Source organism: Dyella sp. 2HG41-7, from assembly GCF_021390675.1.
Classification (GTDB): domain Bacteria; phylum Pseudomonadota; class Gammaproteobacteria; order Xanthomonadales; family Rhodanobacteraceae; genus Dyella_B.
This window is the reverse complement of record NZ_JAJEJV010000003.1, coordinates 1-15,007: the sequence shown is the minus strand read 5'-3', so window position 1 is coordinate 15,007 and position 15,007 is coordinate 1. Positions and strand designations below refer to the sequence as shown.

The window sequence follows — 15,007 nt, the reverse complement described above, 5'->3', positions numbered from 1 at the left end:
TGATGAAACGTTGTGCGATGCCGCAGTGGGATGGTGCTTTTTGTCGCGATTGTCGGTTCTAGGTGCGATAGGCACGAAGAACCTACGCGTGGCGTTACAACGTTATTTCATCTAATGCGTGATGTTCGTCGTCCCGGCGAAAGCCGGGACCCAGCGACTTTGCATTTCTGAAAAGCGAAAGACACTGGGTCCCGGCTTTCGCCGGGACGACGAGCAAAATAGCGAAACGCCTAAATCGCAGCGAGCGCCGTTTAATGCGCAAACGCCGGCAGCTTTTTCGCGACCGCCACATTCTTAAGCTGCACATACTTCGGCAACCCATCGCGCCCGTACGGCGGCGGCGCTTCGCCACGAATCAGCGGCGAGAGATAACGCCGCGCGGCGGCGGTGATGCCGAAGCCATCCTTGGTAAGGAAGCTCGCCGGCATCTTTTTCTCGTGATTGGCGATTTTCTCCAGCGATGCCGGTTCGAGCTTCCATCGATACGGCGTGTCGGACGTGCGCACGATGACCGGCATCACCGCATTCATGCCATCCAGTGCGTAATCCACCGCCGCTTTGCCCACGGCATACGCTTGGTCGGCATCCGTCTTGGACGACATATGCCGCGCCGAACGCTGGAGATAATCGGGCAAAGCCCAGTGATATTTGTAGCCGAGCTTTTCTTTCACCAATGCGGCGAGCACCGGCGCCACGCCGCCAAGTTGCGTATGGCCGAACGCATCGCGCGTGCCGGCTTCGGCGAGAAACTGACCTTCGGCATTGCGAATGCCTTCGGACGCGACCACCGTGCACCAGCCCACGCGCTCGACCGTGGCTTTCACTTTCGCAAGAAACGCCGCTTCGTCGAACACGCGCTCGGGGAACAGAATGATGTGCGGCGGCGCATCCGCGCCTTCGCCGGCGAGGCCGGATGCGGCGGCGATCCAGCCTGCGTGGCGGCCCATCACTTCCAGAATGAAAACTTTCGTCGAGGTGTCGGCCATCGACGCGACGTCCAGACTCGCTTCTAGCGTCGACACGGCGGTGTACTTCGCCACCGACCCGAAACCTGGGCAGCAATCGGTAATCGCCAGGTCGTTGTCGACCGTCTTGGGCACGCCGATGCAGCGGATGTCGTAGCCCATCGCCTTGCCGAGCTGGGAAATCTTCAACGCCGTATCGGCCGAATCGTTGCCGCCGTTGTAGAGGAACCAGCGAATGTCGTGCGCGCGCAGCACGTCGATCAGCCGTTCGTATTCCGCGCGGTTGGCTTCCAATGATTTCAGCTTGTACCGACAGGAACCAAAGGCGCCACCCGGCGTATGCCGAAGCGCAGCGATACCAGCGGCAGATTCCTTGCTGGTGTCGATCAATTCTTCGCGCAGCGCACCCAGGATGCCGTTACGCGCCGCATACACCGGAATGCGATGCGCGCGGGCGGTCTGGATTACGCCCGCCGCGGTGGCATTGATCACGGCGGTCACCCCACCGGACTGGGCGTACAGAAGGCGGCCGGTGGCGGTGCGGGCTTTGGACTTCATGTGGCGTTCTCCAGAGATATATGACCATTCGGCTTCAATCGCCGATTACATATTTATCAGCGACTTGGCGTGAATTTGAGGGATGCGCGGTTTGACGCCACCCCCCGCAGACGGTACCTTGATCGCCATTCATCTAGAAATCCCGTGGAACTGTCGCAGTGTGCGGCAGAACCTGGACCTTGTGGAGCTATATGCGACTTGTCCTCCTTGGTGCGCCCGGCTCGGGCAAGGGTACTCAGGCAGCCCGCCTCAAGACCGAACTCGGCGTGCCGCACATTTCCACCGGCGACATGTTGCGCGCGGCGGTGAAGGCGGGCACTCCGCTTGGTCTCAAAGCCAAGGCCGTGATGGACGCGGGCCAATTGGTCTCCGACGACATCCTGCTCGGCATGTTGGAAGAACGTCTGGCGCAAGCCGACGCCAAAGCCGGCTTCATCCTCGACGGTTATCCGCGCAACCTCGCGCAGGCCGATGCGCTGGATCATCTGCTCACCAAGATCGGCCAGCCGCTCGATGCGGTGGTGAAGCTCGAAGTGCCGAACGAAACCATCATCAAGCGTTGCGAAATCCGTTTCGCCGCCGAACACCGCAAGGACGACGATCCGGCAGTAGTGCGCGATCGCCTCAAAGTGTATGCAGAACAAACCGCGCCGGTCGCCGATTTCTACGCGCGCCGCGGCAAGTTGCAGGTGGTCGATGGTGTGGGCGAGTTGGATGACGTTACGGCACGCGTCAAGCGCGCGCTTGCCAATGACACGGCGGCGGCCAACGGCTGACCTTCGACTCCCTCTCCCCTCTGGGGAGAGGCCGGGGTGAGGGGCCACACTCGCCGTGATCTCTAATTTTGCTACGCGAGAATTTTGCGCCCCTTCAGCGCAAAGAGTGCGCGTTTGTCGCAAGATTGACCCCTCACCCCAACCCTCTCCCCGCAGGGGAGAGGGAGCACACACTTAAATACACGGACACGGCATGCGTCTGCATATCCTCGGTATTTGCGGCACCTTTATGGGCGGCGTCGCCGCGCTCGCGCGCGAGCTTGGCGAAACCGTCGAAGGTTCCGACGCCAACGTTTATCCGCCGATGAGCACGCAGCTCGAAGCGCTGGGCATCGATTTGATGCAAGGCTATCGCGCGGAATATCTGCAGCCGTCGCCGGATCTTGTCGTGGTCGGCAATGCGATGACGCGCGGCAATCCCGCTGTCGAATACATGCTCGATCAGCGCTTGCGCTACGTGTCTGGTCCGCAATGGCTGGGCGAGCGTTTACTCGTCGAACGCGAAGTGCTTACCGTCGCCGGCACGCACGGCAAAACCACCACCACCAGTTTGCTGGCGCATCTGCTGGAAAGCACAGGGCTTGCACCCGGTTTTCTGATTGGCGGTGTGCCCGGCAATTTCGGCATCTCGGCGCGATTGGGGCAGGGCAAGCACTTCGTCATCGAAGCCGATGAATACGACAGCGCGTTCTTCGACAAGCGTTCGAAGTTCGTGCACTACCGTCCGCGCATCGCCATTCTCAACAATCTCGAATACGACCACGCCGATATCTTTCCGGATGTCGCCGCAATCCAGCGCCAGTTCCATCATTTGGTGCGCACGGTGCCGGGCAACGGCACGTTGATCGTTAACGCGCACGATGCTTACTTGGCTGAAGTGCTTGAGATGGGTTGTTGGACGCCGGTGGAAACCTTCGGCATCGGCAAAGGCGATTGGCAGGCGACGCTGCTCGCCGCTGATGGTTCGCGATTCGGCGTGCACTACAAAGGCGAGCGGATCGGTGACATCGAGTGGTCGCTGCTCGGCGATCACAGCGTGATGAATGCGCTGGCTGCGTTGGCTGCTGCGGCGGCTGCCGGCGCCGATCCACGCGCATTGCTGCCGGCGTTCGCGACATTCCAGAGCGTGAAGCGCCGCATGGAAGTGGTCGGCGACGTGCAAGGCGTGCGCGTGTACGACGACTTTGCGCATCACCCGACGGCCATTGCAACGACGCTTGCCGGGCTGCGTGCGAAAGTCGGCAAGGCGCGCATTCTGGTCGCCATGGAGCCGCGCTCCAATTCCATGCGTCTGGGCGCGCATGCCGACGCGCTTGCGCCGTCGCTGGCTGATGCCGACGCCGTGGTGTTTCTGCATCGCCCGGAATTGCCGTGGGATGCGACGCGCGTTACCAATGCCTTGCACGGCCGCGCCAGTACGGCGCCGACGGTCGACGCGTTGCTGACTTCATTGAAATCGCAAACGCAGCCGGGCGATCACGTTGTCTTTATGTCCAACGGCGGTTTCGAAAATGCGCCGCGCCGCTTTGTCACGGCGCTCAGCCAATAGGCGCGTCGAAACGCGGCGGGCGCGCAAGATATTCGCGTTCCGCCGCAAACCGCGTAGCACCGCCGAAACCCAGCGTAACTAGGGTCAACAGGCCGCCGCCGATGGCGTAACCCAGCGTATTCACCAGCCAATAGCCGCCCCAATAAACGCCCATCACGCCAAACATCACGACGAAATTGACGATCGTGCGGCCGGTGGTGCCTTCGGGGCCGATCAAGTGCAGCGATAGCGCAACCAGGCTCGCCGCCAAGGACACGATGGCGGCCACGAACAGCATGCGCCACGGATCGGGCGCGTGCACGAGCACCGCGCCAAGTGCCGTGTATACAAGCGCGGTCAGCACGCTGATCGGTACGAGCACAAGTAGCGCATCCGCTATCGTTTTCTGATATTCGGCGCGCGTGTCGGGTGCGAGCGTGAGGTAAAGATCGGCCATGTTCGGCCGCATGCGCGCCATGCCGATATTCAATTGCGGAAACCGGGAAATGCAGAGCGCGATCGCGTAAGCGCCAATCACGGTCGGCTGGAAATGCGGGCGATGCATCATCACGAAGAAATAAAAGAAGACGATGATCGCTACCAACGCGATACGCAGCGCAATAGCTTCGGGATTGTCGTTGGGCAACAGCAGTCGGCGAACCAATAGCGTGCGTCGTCTCCATGTCGGATGGCTTTGATAGGCCGTCAATGCGCGCTGCATGGCGCGATGCGCAGCGTGATCGTACAAGCCGGCGATGCGCTTGCCCAAAAAGCCCTTGCGCCGAGATTCCCCCGGTATGTTGCGGGATTGCATGCGACCGAGGCTGGTGCTTTCAAGCGGCGATGAATCGGTTTCGCGATCTTCGATGCGCATCAACGGTGCGGTGCTCAATCGCAGCAGCAACGCGGCGATCGCCAGAAACAACCATGGCGTGAGCGGGGAATGCAGTGCTTGTTTGGCGAGCGTATTAACCAGCGCGGGCATCCAACCAAGCGCAATCGCCGCGGGCCACAAAATGATGCCTGCGCGCGGGTTGCAGCCCATCGTCACACCGAATGAGGCAACTAACACCAATCCACTGGCCATGAACGACAGGAACGGTGCTTTGGCGAATGCCGCGATCGTCAGCGGCAGAACCACCCAGAGTGCGACATCGATCGCGCCGTATTCCAGCAAGCGACGACGAAAATGCGGGAGCAGAAAACTTTCCGGCGTGCAGACGCCGCGAAGGTTGTAGCCTTGCCCGGTATGCCATAGCCACGTCGCGAAACCGAATAGCGGGGCTGCCATGTACAATGCGCGTTGCTCGCCGCGCAGCCAGTGAATGGCAAAGTACAGCGATGCCAGCAACAACGCGTGCGCTAATACCACCAACAACGGCGCGCGCCGGAACAATTGCAGCCACAATTGCCACGTGACGTTCATGCCAGCTCCACGAAAACATCTTCCAGCGTGGGTGTTTCAATATGCACGCTGGCCTGTTCGCGCGTCGCGAGCGCATGCAAGCTATCCGCGATGGGGTCTTCGACCAGCAGCACCGCCTGGTCGTTTTGGATATGCGATTTCAGCGCGCCCGCGACGGCAGGCGGCTGCGTCCACCCTTGCGCACGCGTAAACACGACGCGCTTCACATGCTCGCGCAACTCGGCCAAGGGCCGCATGAACTGGATGCGACCCTCGCGCAGCAACGCGATATCCGCGTCGGCGCGTTCCAAATCCGCGGTGATATGCGTGGAAAAAATCACCGTCTTACCCGGCGCGCGCATCAGCGACAGCAGTTCGCTCATAAAAGCGCGACGCGCTTGCGGATCGAGACTGGCGACGGGCTCGTCCAACACCAGAAGATCCGGATCGGGCGCAATCGCACGAACGATCGCCAGCTTTTGACGCTGACCTTGCGAGAGTTCCCCGATCTTCTGCTTTACATCCAATTCCCAGCTCGCCAGCAGACGATCGACCAGCGCGTTGTCCCAGCGGGCGTAGAACGCCGCGGTGAAATCGAGATAAGCCCGCACCTTCATCCACGGAAGCAAATCGAAGGTTTGCGGCACGAAACCGATGCGATGCATGCGCTCGCCGCCGGGTTCAAGCATCGGTTCGCCGAACAACTCGATGTGGCCGCCGTCGATGGGCGAAAGACCGAGCAGGCAGCGCAACAAGGTCGTCTTGCCGGCGCCATTGCGACCGAGCAGACCGATCACGCGTCCGCTCGGCACGCTCCAGTCGAGCGATTGCAGCACGTGCCGCTTTTTGAAGGACTTTTCCAGTCCGTTAACCTGTAACACAGGCGACATGACGGCATCGGGTGACGATGTCGAAGCGAGCGACGTGGCAGTGGCCAGATGAGTGATGGACATCCAGGCGACTCTTCGTGGGATTTCGGTGAACTCTGCCGTGAGCGATGAGGCGCGTCCAGTGGTTAATATGAACCCCTATGTCGGCCCAGCTCCCTTTCCTTGAAGCGCCTTTGTTTCCGCTCAATACCGTGCTTTATCCGGGCGGTCAGTTGCAGCTGCGCATTTTCGAGCCGCGTTATCTGGATTTGGTTCGCGAATGCACGCGCACGGGGTCGGCGTTTGGCGTCTGTCTGATTCTCGACGGCGCCGAGGTGGGCGCGCCCGCGCAACCCGCCGCCATCGGCACGCTGGCGCACATCGTCGATTTCAACTATCGCGAAGACGGTTTGCTCGGTATCGCAACCGAAGGCGGCAGTCGTTTTCGCGTGCTGCGCACGCGCGTGCGTTCGGATGGTTTGTTACGAGGCGACGTGCAGTTGTGGCCAGACGAGGCATCGCAACAAGTGCCGGTGGAATTTGCGTTGCTGCAGACCATTCTTGAGCGTTTGATTGAAACGATGGGGCCACAGTGGCGACTTGCGCCGCGCTCCTCGTACGACGATGCGGGCTGGCTGGGTTTCCGTCTCGCGGAATTGCTGCCGTTGGCGCGCGAGGAACAACAGCAGTTGCTGGAAATCACCGACCCCGTGCAACGGTTAAGCATTTTGCGCGATATTCTTCCGCGTTTCCAAAAGGCTTGAACATCTCATGAGCACTCTCGCCGGAAAGACACTCTTTATCACAGGTGCATCGCGCGGCATTGGCTTGGCCATTGCGCTGCGCGCCGCACGTGATGGCGCCAATATCGTGATCGCTGCGAAAAGTGGCGTACCCAACCCCAAATTGCCAGGCACCATTCACACGGCCGCCGCCGAAGTGGAAGCGGCAGGCGGCAAAGCGCTCGCGCTGAAGGTGGATATCCGCGAGGAAGCCGAGGTGCACGCCGCCGTTGCGCAAGCGGCGGAACGTTTCGGCGGCATCGACATCGTCATCAACAACGCCAGTGCGATTTGGCTCGCAGGCACCGAAGCTACGCCGATGAAGCGCTACGACCTGATGCATCAGGTGAATACGCGCGGCACCTTTATGGTGACGCAAGCGTGTTTGCCGTATTTGAAGAAGGCGAGCAATCCGCACGTGCTGATGTTGGCGCCGCCGCCGAATCTCGACCCGAAATGGTTCGCACCGCATACCGCCTACACCATCGCCAAGTACGGCATGAGTTTGTGCGTGCTTGGCATGAGCGCGGAGTTCGCGCCGCTGGGCATTGCCGTCAATGCCTTGTGGCCACGCACGGTGATCGCCACCGCAGCCATCGCCATGATCGATGGCGTGAAGCCCGAGCAATGCCGACGCCCGGAGATCGTGGCCGACGCGGCGCATGCGTTGCTGACTCAGTCCGCGCGCCAATGCACCGGTCGATTCGCGATCGACGAAGACGTGCTGCACGAGGCCGGAATCAGCGATTTCGACCGTTACGCCTATCAGCCGGGGGTCCCCTTGCTGCCTGATCTATTTCTAAACTAATAAGTTTTGAAAATTGGCGGCCGCTGTCATCAGGCCGCCGCTCTTCACGCGTACCATGCATTTGCGAGTTATCCACAGCCCTGGGGTTGTGGAGTGGGGATTAACTGCTTAAAAAGTGATCACACGTACAGAAACCGGTGTATATTTCGTGAACAGCGTCGAGTTTTTTCGACGTGTGCCGGCGATGGGGCAAGCAGACATCTACCGATAGGACGCGGTAGGGACGATGGGCCGGCAATCCTGGAGGGAGGCGTTGCGATGATGAGCGACACGTCGATCCGCTGCGTGGTGTGGTTCGGTGAGCCAACGAGCATCGAGAGAGCGCGCTTAGCGCAAGCAGGCTGGCATACGCGTGTCGCGGATGCGGTTGCGCAGGGCGGCATTGGTATCCGACGCGGCGATACGGTTGTCGCGATGGCCGATGTGCGCAAGGCCGATACCGAGACGCTGCGAAGTATCGCCAGATTGATGGCCGATCATCCGCGCATTCCTTGGCTCGCATTGCTGTCCACCGACACGTCCGTGCAAGCGCCCGAGCTGGAGCGCGTGCTACGCGCAAGCATCGATTTCTTTACCGCGCCGATCGATATGCAACGCTTGGTGGAAACGCTCGGCAAACTTGCCGGCGATGCGCCCGTGCCTGTTGCGTATACCGATGTGCCAGGCATCACCGGCAACAGCGCGGCGATGATGGCGGTGGTGGCGAGCTTGCGCAAATACGCGCCCGTGGATCTGCCGGTGCTGATTACCGGCGAAACCGGTACCGGCAAAGAAGTGGCGGCGCGTGCGTTGCATCGGTTGTCGCCGCGCAGAGATCACCCTTTTGCTGCGATCAATTGCGGTGCGCTGCCGGCCAATCTCGTGCAATCGGAATTGTTCGGCCACGAGCGCGGTTCGTTTACCGGCGCCAATGCGCGGCGTATAGGCCATTTCGAAGCGGCTGCGGGCGGCACCGTATTTCTGGATGAAGTGGGCGATTTGCCGCCGGATGCGCAAATCAGTCTGCTGCGTCTGTTGCAGGAAGGCACGCTCGAGCGCGTCGGTTCCACGCAATCGATCAAGCTCGATGTGCGTGTGCTGGCTGCCACGCATGTCGATCTGGAGAAAGCCGTCGCGCAAGGTCGCTTCCGAGAAGATCTTTATTACCGTCTTAACGTGTTGCGCCTGCGTATGCCGGCGTTGCGCGAGCGCGCCGACGACGTGTTGCAGTTGGCGCAAATTTTCCTCGACGCGTTTCGCAAGCAGCACAATTGCAACGCGCGTACGTTCAGTGCGTTGTCGCGAAAGGCGTTGCGCGATTTCTCGTGGCCGGGAAATGTGCGCGAACTGCTCAATCGCGTGCAGCGCGCCGCGGTGGTGGCGGAAGGTGCGCAGATCAGCGTCGCCGATCTAGATCTCGAAGACGTCATCGCACCCAGGGCAGGACACTCCAGTCTCGGCCTTACGCGTACCTCGGCAGAACGCGATGCGGTGATGGCGTGTTTGCGCGAGACGCGTTTCAACATCAGCGAATGCGCCCGACGCTTGAAAGTGTCGCGTGTCACCATCTATCGGCTGTGCAAGAAGCATCAGCTGGTGCTCGAAGACATGCAGTAGTTCGTGACATGGATCGATCGATCCGCGTCGATGTCTTCCAAAGCTTGTAAGGCGATTTGGACGTCATCGTGACGCTCGGCGTCGCGTGCGCGCATGCCGATGGCCGTTTTTGCGAGCAATAACTGGGCTGCGGAACGTGCGCCCGCGGCCTTCCCGTACCCATAAAAAAGGGAAGACCCCCGGCTCGCAGGGGACGAGCCGGGGGCTTCCACATGGTGCCCGGCGGCATGTCGCCGGGTTACCGCCCTCGTTGCCGTCTTACGACGGCGAATTCCTCCATGGCGCCGTCACAGGTTGGAAACACCCGTGACGAGGTTGATGCTTTGCATGTTCCCCATACTGGCCGCCTGGTCCGGACCGATACTGCCGCTTGCTTTGGCGATCACGTTGTCCCTCAAAGAAGAAGAGGGGCAAGTAGCGTGCCATCAGGAAAAAACGCAACAAAATGACGGGCTAAGGCGTTTTCGTGCGATTTGCGTGTGTTGCCGTCTGTATCAGATTGTTACAGCTCGACTTCAAACGTTTTCGCTGAAAATGGCGTTTCAGCGCCATTTCCAGCAGATGTAACGCGATTGATACAGTAAACGTCGCGATATACAACGCTCGCGTATGTTGGCATCGTCGTTCACCGTGGCTACGATGACCCTTCACCCTCGTCGTAATCCCCGTGTGGCGCGATTCCCCGATTGCGCTTGGCGCGCTACACATGTATCCAACACAGGAGCCTTCGGTGTCGTCTCTCGTCGATCTTGGTAAGCGTTATTGGTTGCCCGTCTACAAACCGCGCGAAGTGGTGCTGGACCGAGGCAAGGGCGCACGCGTGTGGGATACCGAGCAACGCGACTACATCGATTTCGGCGCGGGCATCGCGGTGAATGCGCTGGGACATCAGGATCCTGATTTGCTCGCAGCGTTGACGGCGCAAGCCCAAAAGCTTTGGCATAGCAGCAACGTGTTCTATACCGAGCCGCCGCTGCATTTGGCGCAGGAACTGGTGGAAGCGTCGGGTTTTGCCGAGCGCGTTTTTCTTTGCAATTCCGGCGCGGAAGCCAATGAAGCGGCCATCAAGTTGGTGCGCAAGTGGGCGGCGGCGCAAGGCCGTTCTCCGGATCGGCGCGTGATCATTACGTTCCGCGGTTCCTTTCACGGTCGCACCTTGGCCACGGTGACGGCGACGTCTCAGCCGAAATATCAGGAAGGCTACGAACCGCTTCCGGGTGGATTTCGGTATCTCGATTTCAACGACGTCGCCGCGTTGGAAGACGCCTTCGCAGCCGGCGACATCGCGGCCGTGATGCTGGAGCCCGTGCAAGGCGAAGGCGGCGTGTTGCCCGCAGCGCCCGGTTTTCTGAAGCGCGTGCGCGAACTGTGCGACGCCCACGACGCCTTGCTTGTCTTGGACGAAATTCAATGCGGCATGGGGCGCACGGGCACCCTGTTCGCGCATGCGCAAGACGGCGTGACGCCGGATATCGTGACGCTCGCCAAAGCCTTGGGTTGCGGCTTTCCGATCGGTGCCATGCTGGCGGGTCCGAAAGTTGCGCAGGTGATGCAGTTCGGCGCGCATGGCACCACGTTTGGCGGCAATCCGATGGCGGCGGCGGTTGCGCGCGTGGCGTTGCGTAAGTTGTCGTCGACGGAGCTGCTTGCAAATGTGCAGCGCCAATCCGCCGCGTTGCGCGACGCGCTCGCGTCGATCAGTGCCGAGTTGAATGTTTTTTCGGAAGTGCGCGGACGCGGTTTGATGATCGGCGCAGTGCTGGCCGAGCCTTATCGCGGTAAAGCAGGCGAGATCCTAGACATTGCGGCCGCGCACGGATTGTTGGTGTTGCAGGCGGGTCCGGATGTATTGCGCTTCGTGCCGCCGTTGAACATCACAGACGAAGAACTGTCCGAAGGCTTGTCGCGTCTGCACGCCGCGTTGCGCGCGTTTGTGGCGCAATAGCGAATAGCGTTCGGAGGAACTGTCCCATGAAATACCTACACACAATGGTTCGCGTGCGTGATCTCGACGCCTCGCTTCGTTTCTATTGCGAAGGACTTGGTTTGAAGGAGATGCGCCGCACGGATGTCCCCGAAGGCAAGTACACCTTGGTGTTTCTTGCGGCTGCCGATAGTCCTGAAGCGGAAATCGAGCTGACCTACAACTGGGGCTCGGAAGAGGATTACGGCTCGGCGCGCAACTTCGGCCATCTCGCCTTTCGCGTCAACGACATCTACGCTGTCTGCGAGCATCTGCAGTCGATGGGCTACACCATCAATCGCCCGCCGCGCGATGGGCACATGGCCTTCGTGCGCTCGCCCGATCTTGTTTCTGTCGAGCTACTGCAGGACGGTCATTTGCCGCCGCGCGAACCGTGGACCTCGATGCCCAACGTGGGGCGTTGGTAATAGCGCTTAGGGACGGGAAGCGATGCTTTCCGTTCCTAAGTTTCCGCTTTCGGCAACTCCGCGCCGCACGCGCGACAAAACTGCGCATCCCCTTCGTGATCGGCCTGCCCGCAGTGCTCGCACGGCGTGTATTTGCGTTTGGCGCGCATGCCGGCTGCCAACTCGGCGGTAAAGATGCCGGTCGGCACGGCGATGATGCTGTAGCCGATCAGAATGATCAGCGACGTAAGCAGTTTGCCAAGCGTGGTCTTGGGTGTGATATCGCCGAAACCGACGGTCGTCATCGTGACAATCGCCCAGTACATCGATGTGGGAATGGAGGTGAAGCCGTCCTCCGGCCCTTCGATCAGATACATCAGTGCGCCGAAGATCAGCACTAGCGTAAGAATGACGCTGAAGAACACCAACACTTTGCGGCGCGCGCGAACCAGCGTAAACCACAGCAGATCTGCCTCGCCCACATAGCGGGTAAGCTTGAGAATTCGAAAGATGCGCAAAATGCGCAGCGCGCGCACGACCAGCAAATATTGGCTGCCGGCGGCCATCAAGCTGATCCATGTGGGGAGCACGGCAAGCAAATCGACCACGCCAAAGAAACTTCGCGCATAACGCCAGGGGCGATCGACCACCAAGATGCGCATCACGTATTCGAGCGTAAACGCCAGCGTAAACGCCCATTCCAGCGCGTAGAAAATGGCGCCGTATCGTACGTGCGCTTGCGCGACCGTATCGAACACCGCCACAGCGATGCTGCCCAGAATGGCGATGATCAGCAGTACATCGAAGCGACGACTCGCCGGGTCGTCGTGCTCGAAAATGACGTGGAACCAGCGCGCTCGCCACCCTGCTTCCGATGCGGGGCCGAGTCGATCGCGAAACGGCGTGCGCGCGTGCATGGTGTTTATCCTGTGCGCGCAAGGCGCATCGCGGCGCGCGCGGCGTCCAACGTTGCCGCGATATCGTTGTCGCTATGCGCGCTGGAAAGGAAGCCTGCTTCGAAAGCGCTCGGCGCAAGGAATACGCCGTGCTCGAGCATGCCGTGGAAGAAGCGATTGAACATCGCCGTGTCGGCCGCGGTCGCCTGTGCGTAGCTGCTCACTTTCTCATGCGTGAAGAACAAGCCGAACATGCCGCCCACCCGATTGGTGCTGAAGGGAATGCCTTCACCGTCGGCCACGGCTTGCAAACCATCCGTGAGCAGACGCGTGCGCGCGGCTAGTGTCTCGTAGAAACCGGGTGCTTGCACCAATTCCAGCATCGCCAGGCCCGCCGCCATGGCGACCGGGTTTCCGCTCAGCGTTCCCGCTTGGTAGATCGGTCCAGCAGGCGCAATTTGTTCCATCAGGTCGCGACGTCCGCCGTACGCGCCGACCGGCATGCCGCCGCCGATTATCTTGCCGAAGGTGGTGAGGTCCGGCGTGATGCCGTAAAGCGCCTGGGCGCCGCCGAGCGCGACGCGGAAACCCGTCATCACTTCATCGAAAATCAGTAGCGCGCCGTGGCGCGTGCAAAGATCGCGCAAAGCTTGCAGATAGCCATCGTGCGGCGGAATGCAATTCATATTGCCGGCGACCGGCTCGATGATCAGTCCGGCGATATCGTCACCGTGTTCGGCAAACAGCGCTTGCGCAGCGTGCAGATCGTTATAGGGCAGAGTCAGTGTGAGATCGGCGTTGGCTTTAGGTACGCCTGGCGACGTAGGAACGCCGAACGTCAGAGCGCCGGAACCGGCTTTCACCAGGAAGCTATCGCCGTGCCCGTGATAGCAGCCTTCGAATTTCACGATCTTGCTGCGACCCGTCGCGCCGCGCGCGAGGCGAATGGCCGACATGGTCGCTTCCGTGCCGGAGTTCACCATGCGTACCATTTCTACGGACGGCACCAATTGCGTGATCGTTTCGGCCATCACGACTTCGGCCGGGCAAGGCGTACCGAACGACAGGCCGCCCTGCACCGCGCGTTCGACGGCCTCGCGCACTGCAGGGTGATTGTGTCCGACGATCATCGGACCCCAGGAGCCGACATAATCGATGTAGCGCTTACCCTCTACATCCCACAAATAAGCGCCGTCCGCGCGCGCGGTGAAAAAAGGCTCGCCGCCCACGGATTTGAATGCGCGCACCGGAGAGTTCACGCCGCCGGGCATCAGCTTGCGTGCGCGCTGGAACAGTTCATGGTTGGTCATGGGCAAATAGCTCGATTCGAGATGAAATGGCTGCATCGCCGAAAAAGAACGGCAATGCCGACGTCGCGGCCGTATCGACCTGCGCGACCGGGGATGCGCCATTGTCCAAGCGATGCAAGTCCGCCGCTAGCGGCGAAGGTCGGGTGTGACGCTTCGTCACAACGATCTCTTAGAACATCGCGAAACTGCCGCGGCCTTCCGCAGCGGCGGAGGAGTTGCGAGAATGCGCTATTCACTCCGATCTGGCGACACTTTATGAACCAAACTTCCACCGAAACCACCCTGCGCAAATGGATGTGCGTGGTCTGCGGCTTTATTTATGACGAGGCCGAGGGGTTGCCGGAGGAGGGCATCGAGCCCGGTACACGTTGGGAGGATGTGCCCGATACCTGGACGTGCCCCGATTGCGGTGCGACCAAGAGCGACTTTGAGATGATCGAAGTCGACTGAATGGCCGCGCGCTGCCTGAAAATCGCCCGATTTCGCCAGCGCGCCGGCTTTTTCCCCTGATCAAATGCTCCTCGTGCGAATCCTTATCCCCGAGGGGCGGCCATGCAGCAATTCATTCCTTTTGAAGACGACTGGGACGCGCTTGAGCAAATGCGTCCCGAGGCGCTCGTTCCGTACCGCGTCGGCCTGGTTCCGGCGCACGAGCCAAGCGATCGATCTCAGCCTGTAGTGGCCGACTTGGGCGCAGCGCGCCTGATGAAGACGGCTGATTCGCCGAACGGTTGATGTAGTAATTGCCTAGATAACGTGGCAGCCCGGGGTGTTTCGCGCATCTCGGGCTGAAGTGTTGCAGTCGCCCGATAGCGTGCCGACACCGCATGGGTGCTCGCTTGTGCTGACGATGGGCTCCTCGTCCGTCAGTTTTTTTGCGCGGAACGTCTTTTTGCCCCTTCACAGATTCGTCAACCGGCGCTATGATTTCACCCCCTTCGACGAGACAGCCCTTCTCGAAGGTTCCCTGAAAAACCCCGTTCAACTTTCTCAATTTTGGGTGTTGACGGAAGTACAAAGGGATGTAGAATGGGCGGCTCACCCGGGACGAAACGTCGACGGGGCGACTGAAGAAACGGTCGCAAGTGATTGATCTTTGACAGTGTGCGCAGGTGACTTGTGTGGGCGCCTTGCGGTGGACGGC

Annotated in this window: 15 protein-coding genes; 10 read left to right on the top strand and 5 right to left on the bottom strand. The window is 60.5% G+C overall.

Going from position 1 to position 15,007, the window contains the following annotated elements:
* Positions 1-251: 251 nt before the first annotated feature.
* Positions 252-1,523 carry a 6-phosphofructokinase gene (locus tag L0U79_RS00085; RefSeq protein WP_233839842.1) on the bottom strand — a complete coding sequence of 424 codons (1,272 nt, stop codon included), beginning with the start codon at positions 1,521-1,523 and terminating at the stop codon, positions 252-254.
* Positions 1,524-1,714: 191 nt separating this feature from the next.
* Between L0U79_RS00085 and L0U79_RS00080 the strand changes: the two genes are divergently transcribed.
* Both L0U79_RS00080 and mpl read left to right on the top strand, forming a co-directional pair.
* Complete coding sequence (locus tag L0U79_RS00080; protein ID WP_233839841.1) at positions 1,715-2,299, top strand: adenylate kinase; 585 nt, start codon at positions 1,715-1,717, stop codon at positions 2,297-2,299.
* A 193-nt stretch (positions 2,300-2,492) separates the two neighbouring features.
* The gene (gene mpl, locus L0U79_RS00075; RefSeq protein ID WP_233839840.1) at positions 2,493-3,848 is read left to right on the top strand and encodes a UDP-N-acetylmuramate:L-alanyl-gamma-D-glutamyl-meso-diaminopimelate ligase; all 1,356 of its coding nucleotides are present in this window, start codon (positions 2,493-2,495) and stop codon (positions 3,846-3,848) included.
* Here the strand turns inward: mpl and L0U79_RS00070 are convergent.
* Together L0U79_RS00070 and L0U79_RS00065 are read right to left on the bottom strand one after the other, a co-directional pair.
* Positions 3,838-5,253 (bottom strand): hypothetical protein, encoded by a 1,416-nt coding sequence (locus L0U79_RS00070; RefSeq protein ID WP_233839839.1) that lies wholly within the window; start codon positions 5,251-5,253, stop codon positions 3,838-3,840. The genes mpl and L0U79_RS00070 overlap by 11 nt on opposite strands.
* Positions 5,250-6,185: an ABC transporter ATP-binding protein gene (locus L0U79_RS00065; protein WP_233839838.1), complete on the bottom strand. Its 936-nt coding sequence runs from the start codon at positions 6,183-6,185 to the stop codon at positions 5,250-5,252. The genes L0U79_RS00070 and L0U79_RS00065 overlap by 4 nt, the downstream gene beginning before the upstream one ends.
* Before the next feature lie 77 nt (positions 6,186-6,262).
* On the opposite strand from L0U79_RS00065, the gene L0U79_RS00060 reads away from it, so the two are divergent.
* The 6 genes from L0U79_RS00060 (at position 6,263) to L0U79_RS00035 (ending at position 11,678) form a co-directional block, all read left to right on the top strand.
* Positions 6,263-6,865 (top strand): LON peptidase substrate-binding domain-containing protein, encoded by a 603-nt coding sequence (locus L0U79_RS00060; RefSeq protein WP_233839837.1) that lies wholly within the window; start codon positions 6,263-6,265, stop codon positions 6,863-6,865.
* Between the two features lie 7 nt (positions 6,866-6,872).
* Positions 6,873-7,691: an NAD(P)-dependent oxidoreductase gene (locus tag L0U79_RS00055; protein ID WP_233839836.1), complete on the top strand. Its 819-nt coding sequence runs from the start codon at positions 6,873-6,875 to the stop codon at positions 7,689-7,691.
* Positions 7,692-7,952: 261 nt separating this feature from the next.
* On the top strand, positions 7,953-9,287 hold the full coding sequence (locus L0U79_RS00050; protein WP_233840104.1) for a sigma-54 dependent transcriptional regulator: 1,335 nt from the start codon (positions 7,953-7,955) through the stop codon (positions 9,285-9,287).
* 327 nt (positions 9,288-9,614) lie between these two features.
* Positions 9,615-9,854, top strand: a complete 240-nt coding sequence (locus tag L0U79_RS00045) for a hypothetical protein (protein WP_233839835.1) — start codon at positions 9,615-9,617, stop codon at positions 9,852-9,854.
* A 139-nt stretch (positions 9,855-9,993) separates the two neighbouring features.
* Positions 9,994-11,232, top strand: a complete 1,239-nt coding sequence (locus L0U79_RS00040; protein ID WP_233839834.1) for an acetylornithine transaminase — start codon at positions 9,994-9,996, stop codon at positions 11,230-11,232.
* Positions 11,233-11,258: 26 nt separating this feature from the next.
* Positions 11,259-11,678 (top strand): lactoylglutathione lyase, encoded by a 420-nt coding sequence (locus L0U79_RS00035; protein WP_233839833.1) that lies wholly within the window; start codon positions 11,259-11,261, stop codon positions 11,676-11,678.
* A 35-nt stretch (positions 11,679-11,713) separates the two neighbouring features.
* Here the strand turns inward: L0U79_RS00035 and L0U79_RS00030 are convergent, their stop codons facing one another.
* Positions 11,714-12,574 (bottom strand): ion transporter, encoded by an 861-nt coding sequence (locus tag L0U79_RS00030; protein ID WP_233839832.1) that lies wholly within the window; start codon positions 12,572-12,574, stop codon positions 11,714-11,716.
* Between the two features lie 5 nt (positions 12,575-12,579).
* Positions 12,580-13,863, bottom strand: a complete 1,284-nt coding sequence (gene hemL / locus L0U79_RS00025) for a glutamate-1-semialdehyde 2,1-aminomutase (protein WP_233839831.1) — start codon at positions 13,861-13,863, stop codon at positions 12,580-12,582.
* Between the two features lie 255 nt (positions 13,864-14,118).
* Here hemL and L0U79_RS00020 point away from each other — a divergent pair, with 255 nt between their 5' ends.
* Together L0U79_RS00020 and L0U79_RS00015 are read left to right on the top strand one after the other, a co-directional pair.
* On the top strand, positions 14,119-14,313 hold the full coding sequence (locus tag L0U79_RS00020) for a rubredoxin (protein ID WP_233839830.1): 195 nt from the start codon (positions 14,119-14,121) through the stop codon (positions 14,311-14,313).
* A gap of 102 nt (positions 14,314-14,415) precedes the next feature.
* Entirely contained in the window at positions 14,416-14,598 is a 183-nt protein-coding gene (locus tag L0U79_RS00015) for a hypothetical protein (protein ID WP_233839829.1), read from the top strand.
* Positions 14,599-15,007 lie beyond the last annotated feature (409 nt).

Excerpts from the sequence above, each read along its gene's own strand:
- L0U79_RS00085 (WP_233839842.1), bottom strand. The coding sequence starts at position 1,523 with ATGAAGTCCAAAGCCCGCACCGCCACCGGCCGCCTTCTGTACGCCCAG.
- L0U79_RS00080 (WP_233839841.1), top strand. The coding sequence starts at position 1,715 with ATGCGACTTGTCCTCCTTGGTGCGCCCGGCTCGGGCAAGGGTACTCAG.
- mpl (WP_233839840.1), top strand. The coding sequence starts at position 2,493 with ATGCGTCTGCATATCCTCGGTATTTGCGGCACCTTTATGGGCGGCGTC.
- L0U79_RS00070 (WP_233839839.1), bottom strand. The coding sequence starts at position 5,253 with ATGAACGTCACGTGGCAATTGTGGCTGCAATTGTTCCGGCGCGCGCCG.
- L0U79_RS00065 (WP_233839838.1), bottom strand. The coding sequence starts at position 6,185 with ATGTCCATCACTCATCTGGCCACTGCCACGTCGCTCGCTTCGACATCG.
- L0U79_RS00060 (WP_233839837.1), top strand. The coding sequence starts at position 6,263 with ATGTCGGCCCAGCTCCCTTTCCTTGAAGCGCCTTTGTTTCCGCTCAAT.
- L0U79_RS00055 (WP_233839836.1), top strand. The coding sequence starts at position 6,873 with ATGAGCACTCTCGCCGGAAAGACACTCTTTATCACAGGTGCATCGCGC.
- L0U79_RS00050 (WP_233840104.1), top strand. The coding sequence starts at position 7,953 with ATGAGCGACACGTCGATCCGCTGCGTGGTGTGGTTCGGTGAGCCAACG.
- L0U79_RS00045 (WP_233839835.1), top strand. The coding sequence starts at position 9,615 with ATGTTCCCCATACTGGCCGCCTGGTCCGGACCGATACTGCCGCTTGCT.
- L0U79_RS00040 (WP_233839834.1), top strand. The coding sequence starts at position 9,994 with ATGTATCCAACACAGGAGCCTTCGGTGTCGTCTCTCGTCGATCTTGGT.
- L0U79_RS00035 (WP_233839833.1), top strand. The coding sequence starts at position 11,259 with ATGAAATACCTACACACAATGGTTCGCGTGCGTGATCTCGACGCCTCG.
- L0U79_RS00030 (WP_233839832.1), bottom strand. The coding sequence starts at position 12,574 with ATGCACGCGCGCACGCCGTTTCGCGATCGACTCGGCCCCGCATCGGAA.
- hemL (WP_233839831.1), bottom strand. The coding sequence starts at position 13,863 with ATGACCAACCATGAACTGTTCCAGCGCGCACGCAAGCTGATGCCCGGC.
- L0U79_RS00020 (WP_233839830.1), top strand. The coding sequence starts at position 14,119 with ATGAACCAAACTTCCACCGAAACCACCCTGCGCAAATGGATGTGCGTG.
- L0U79_RS00015 (WP_233839829.1), top strand. The coding sequence starts at position 14,416 with ATGCAGCAATTCATTCCTTTTGAAGACGACTGGGACGCGCTTGAGCAA.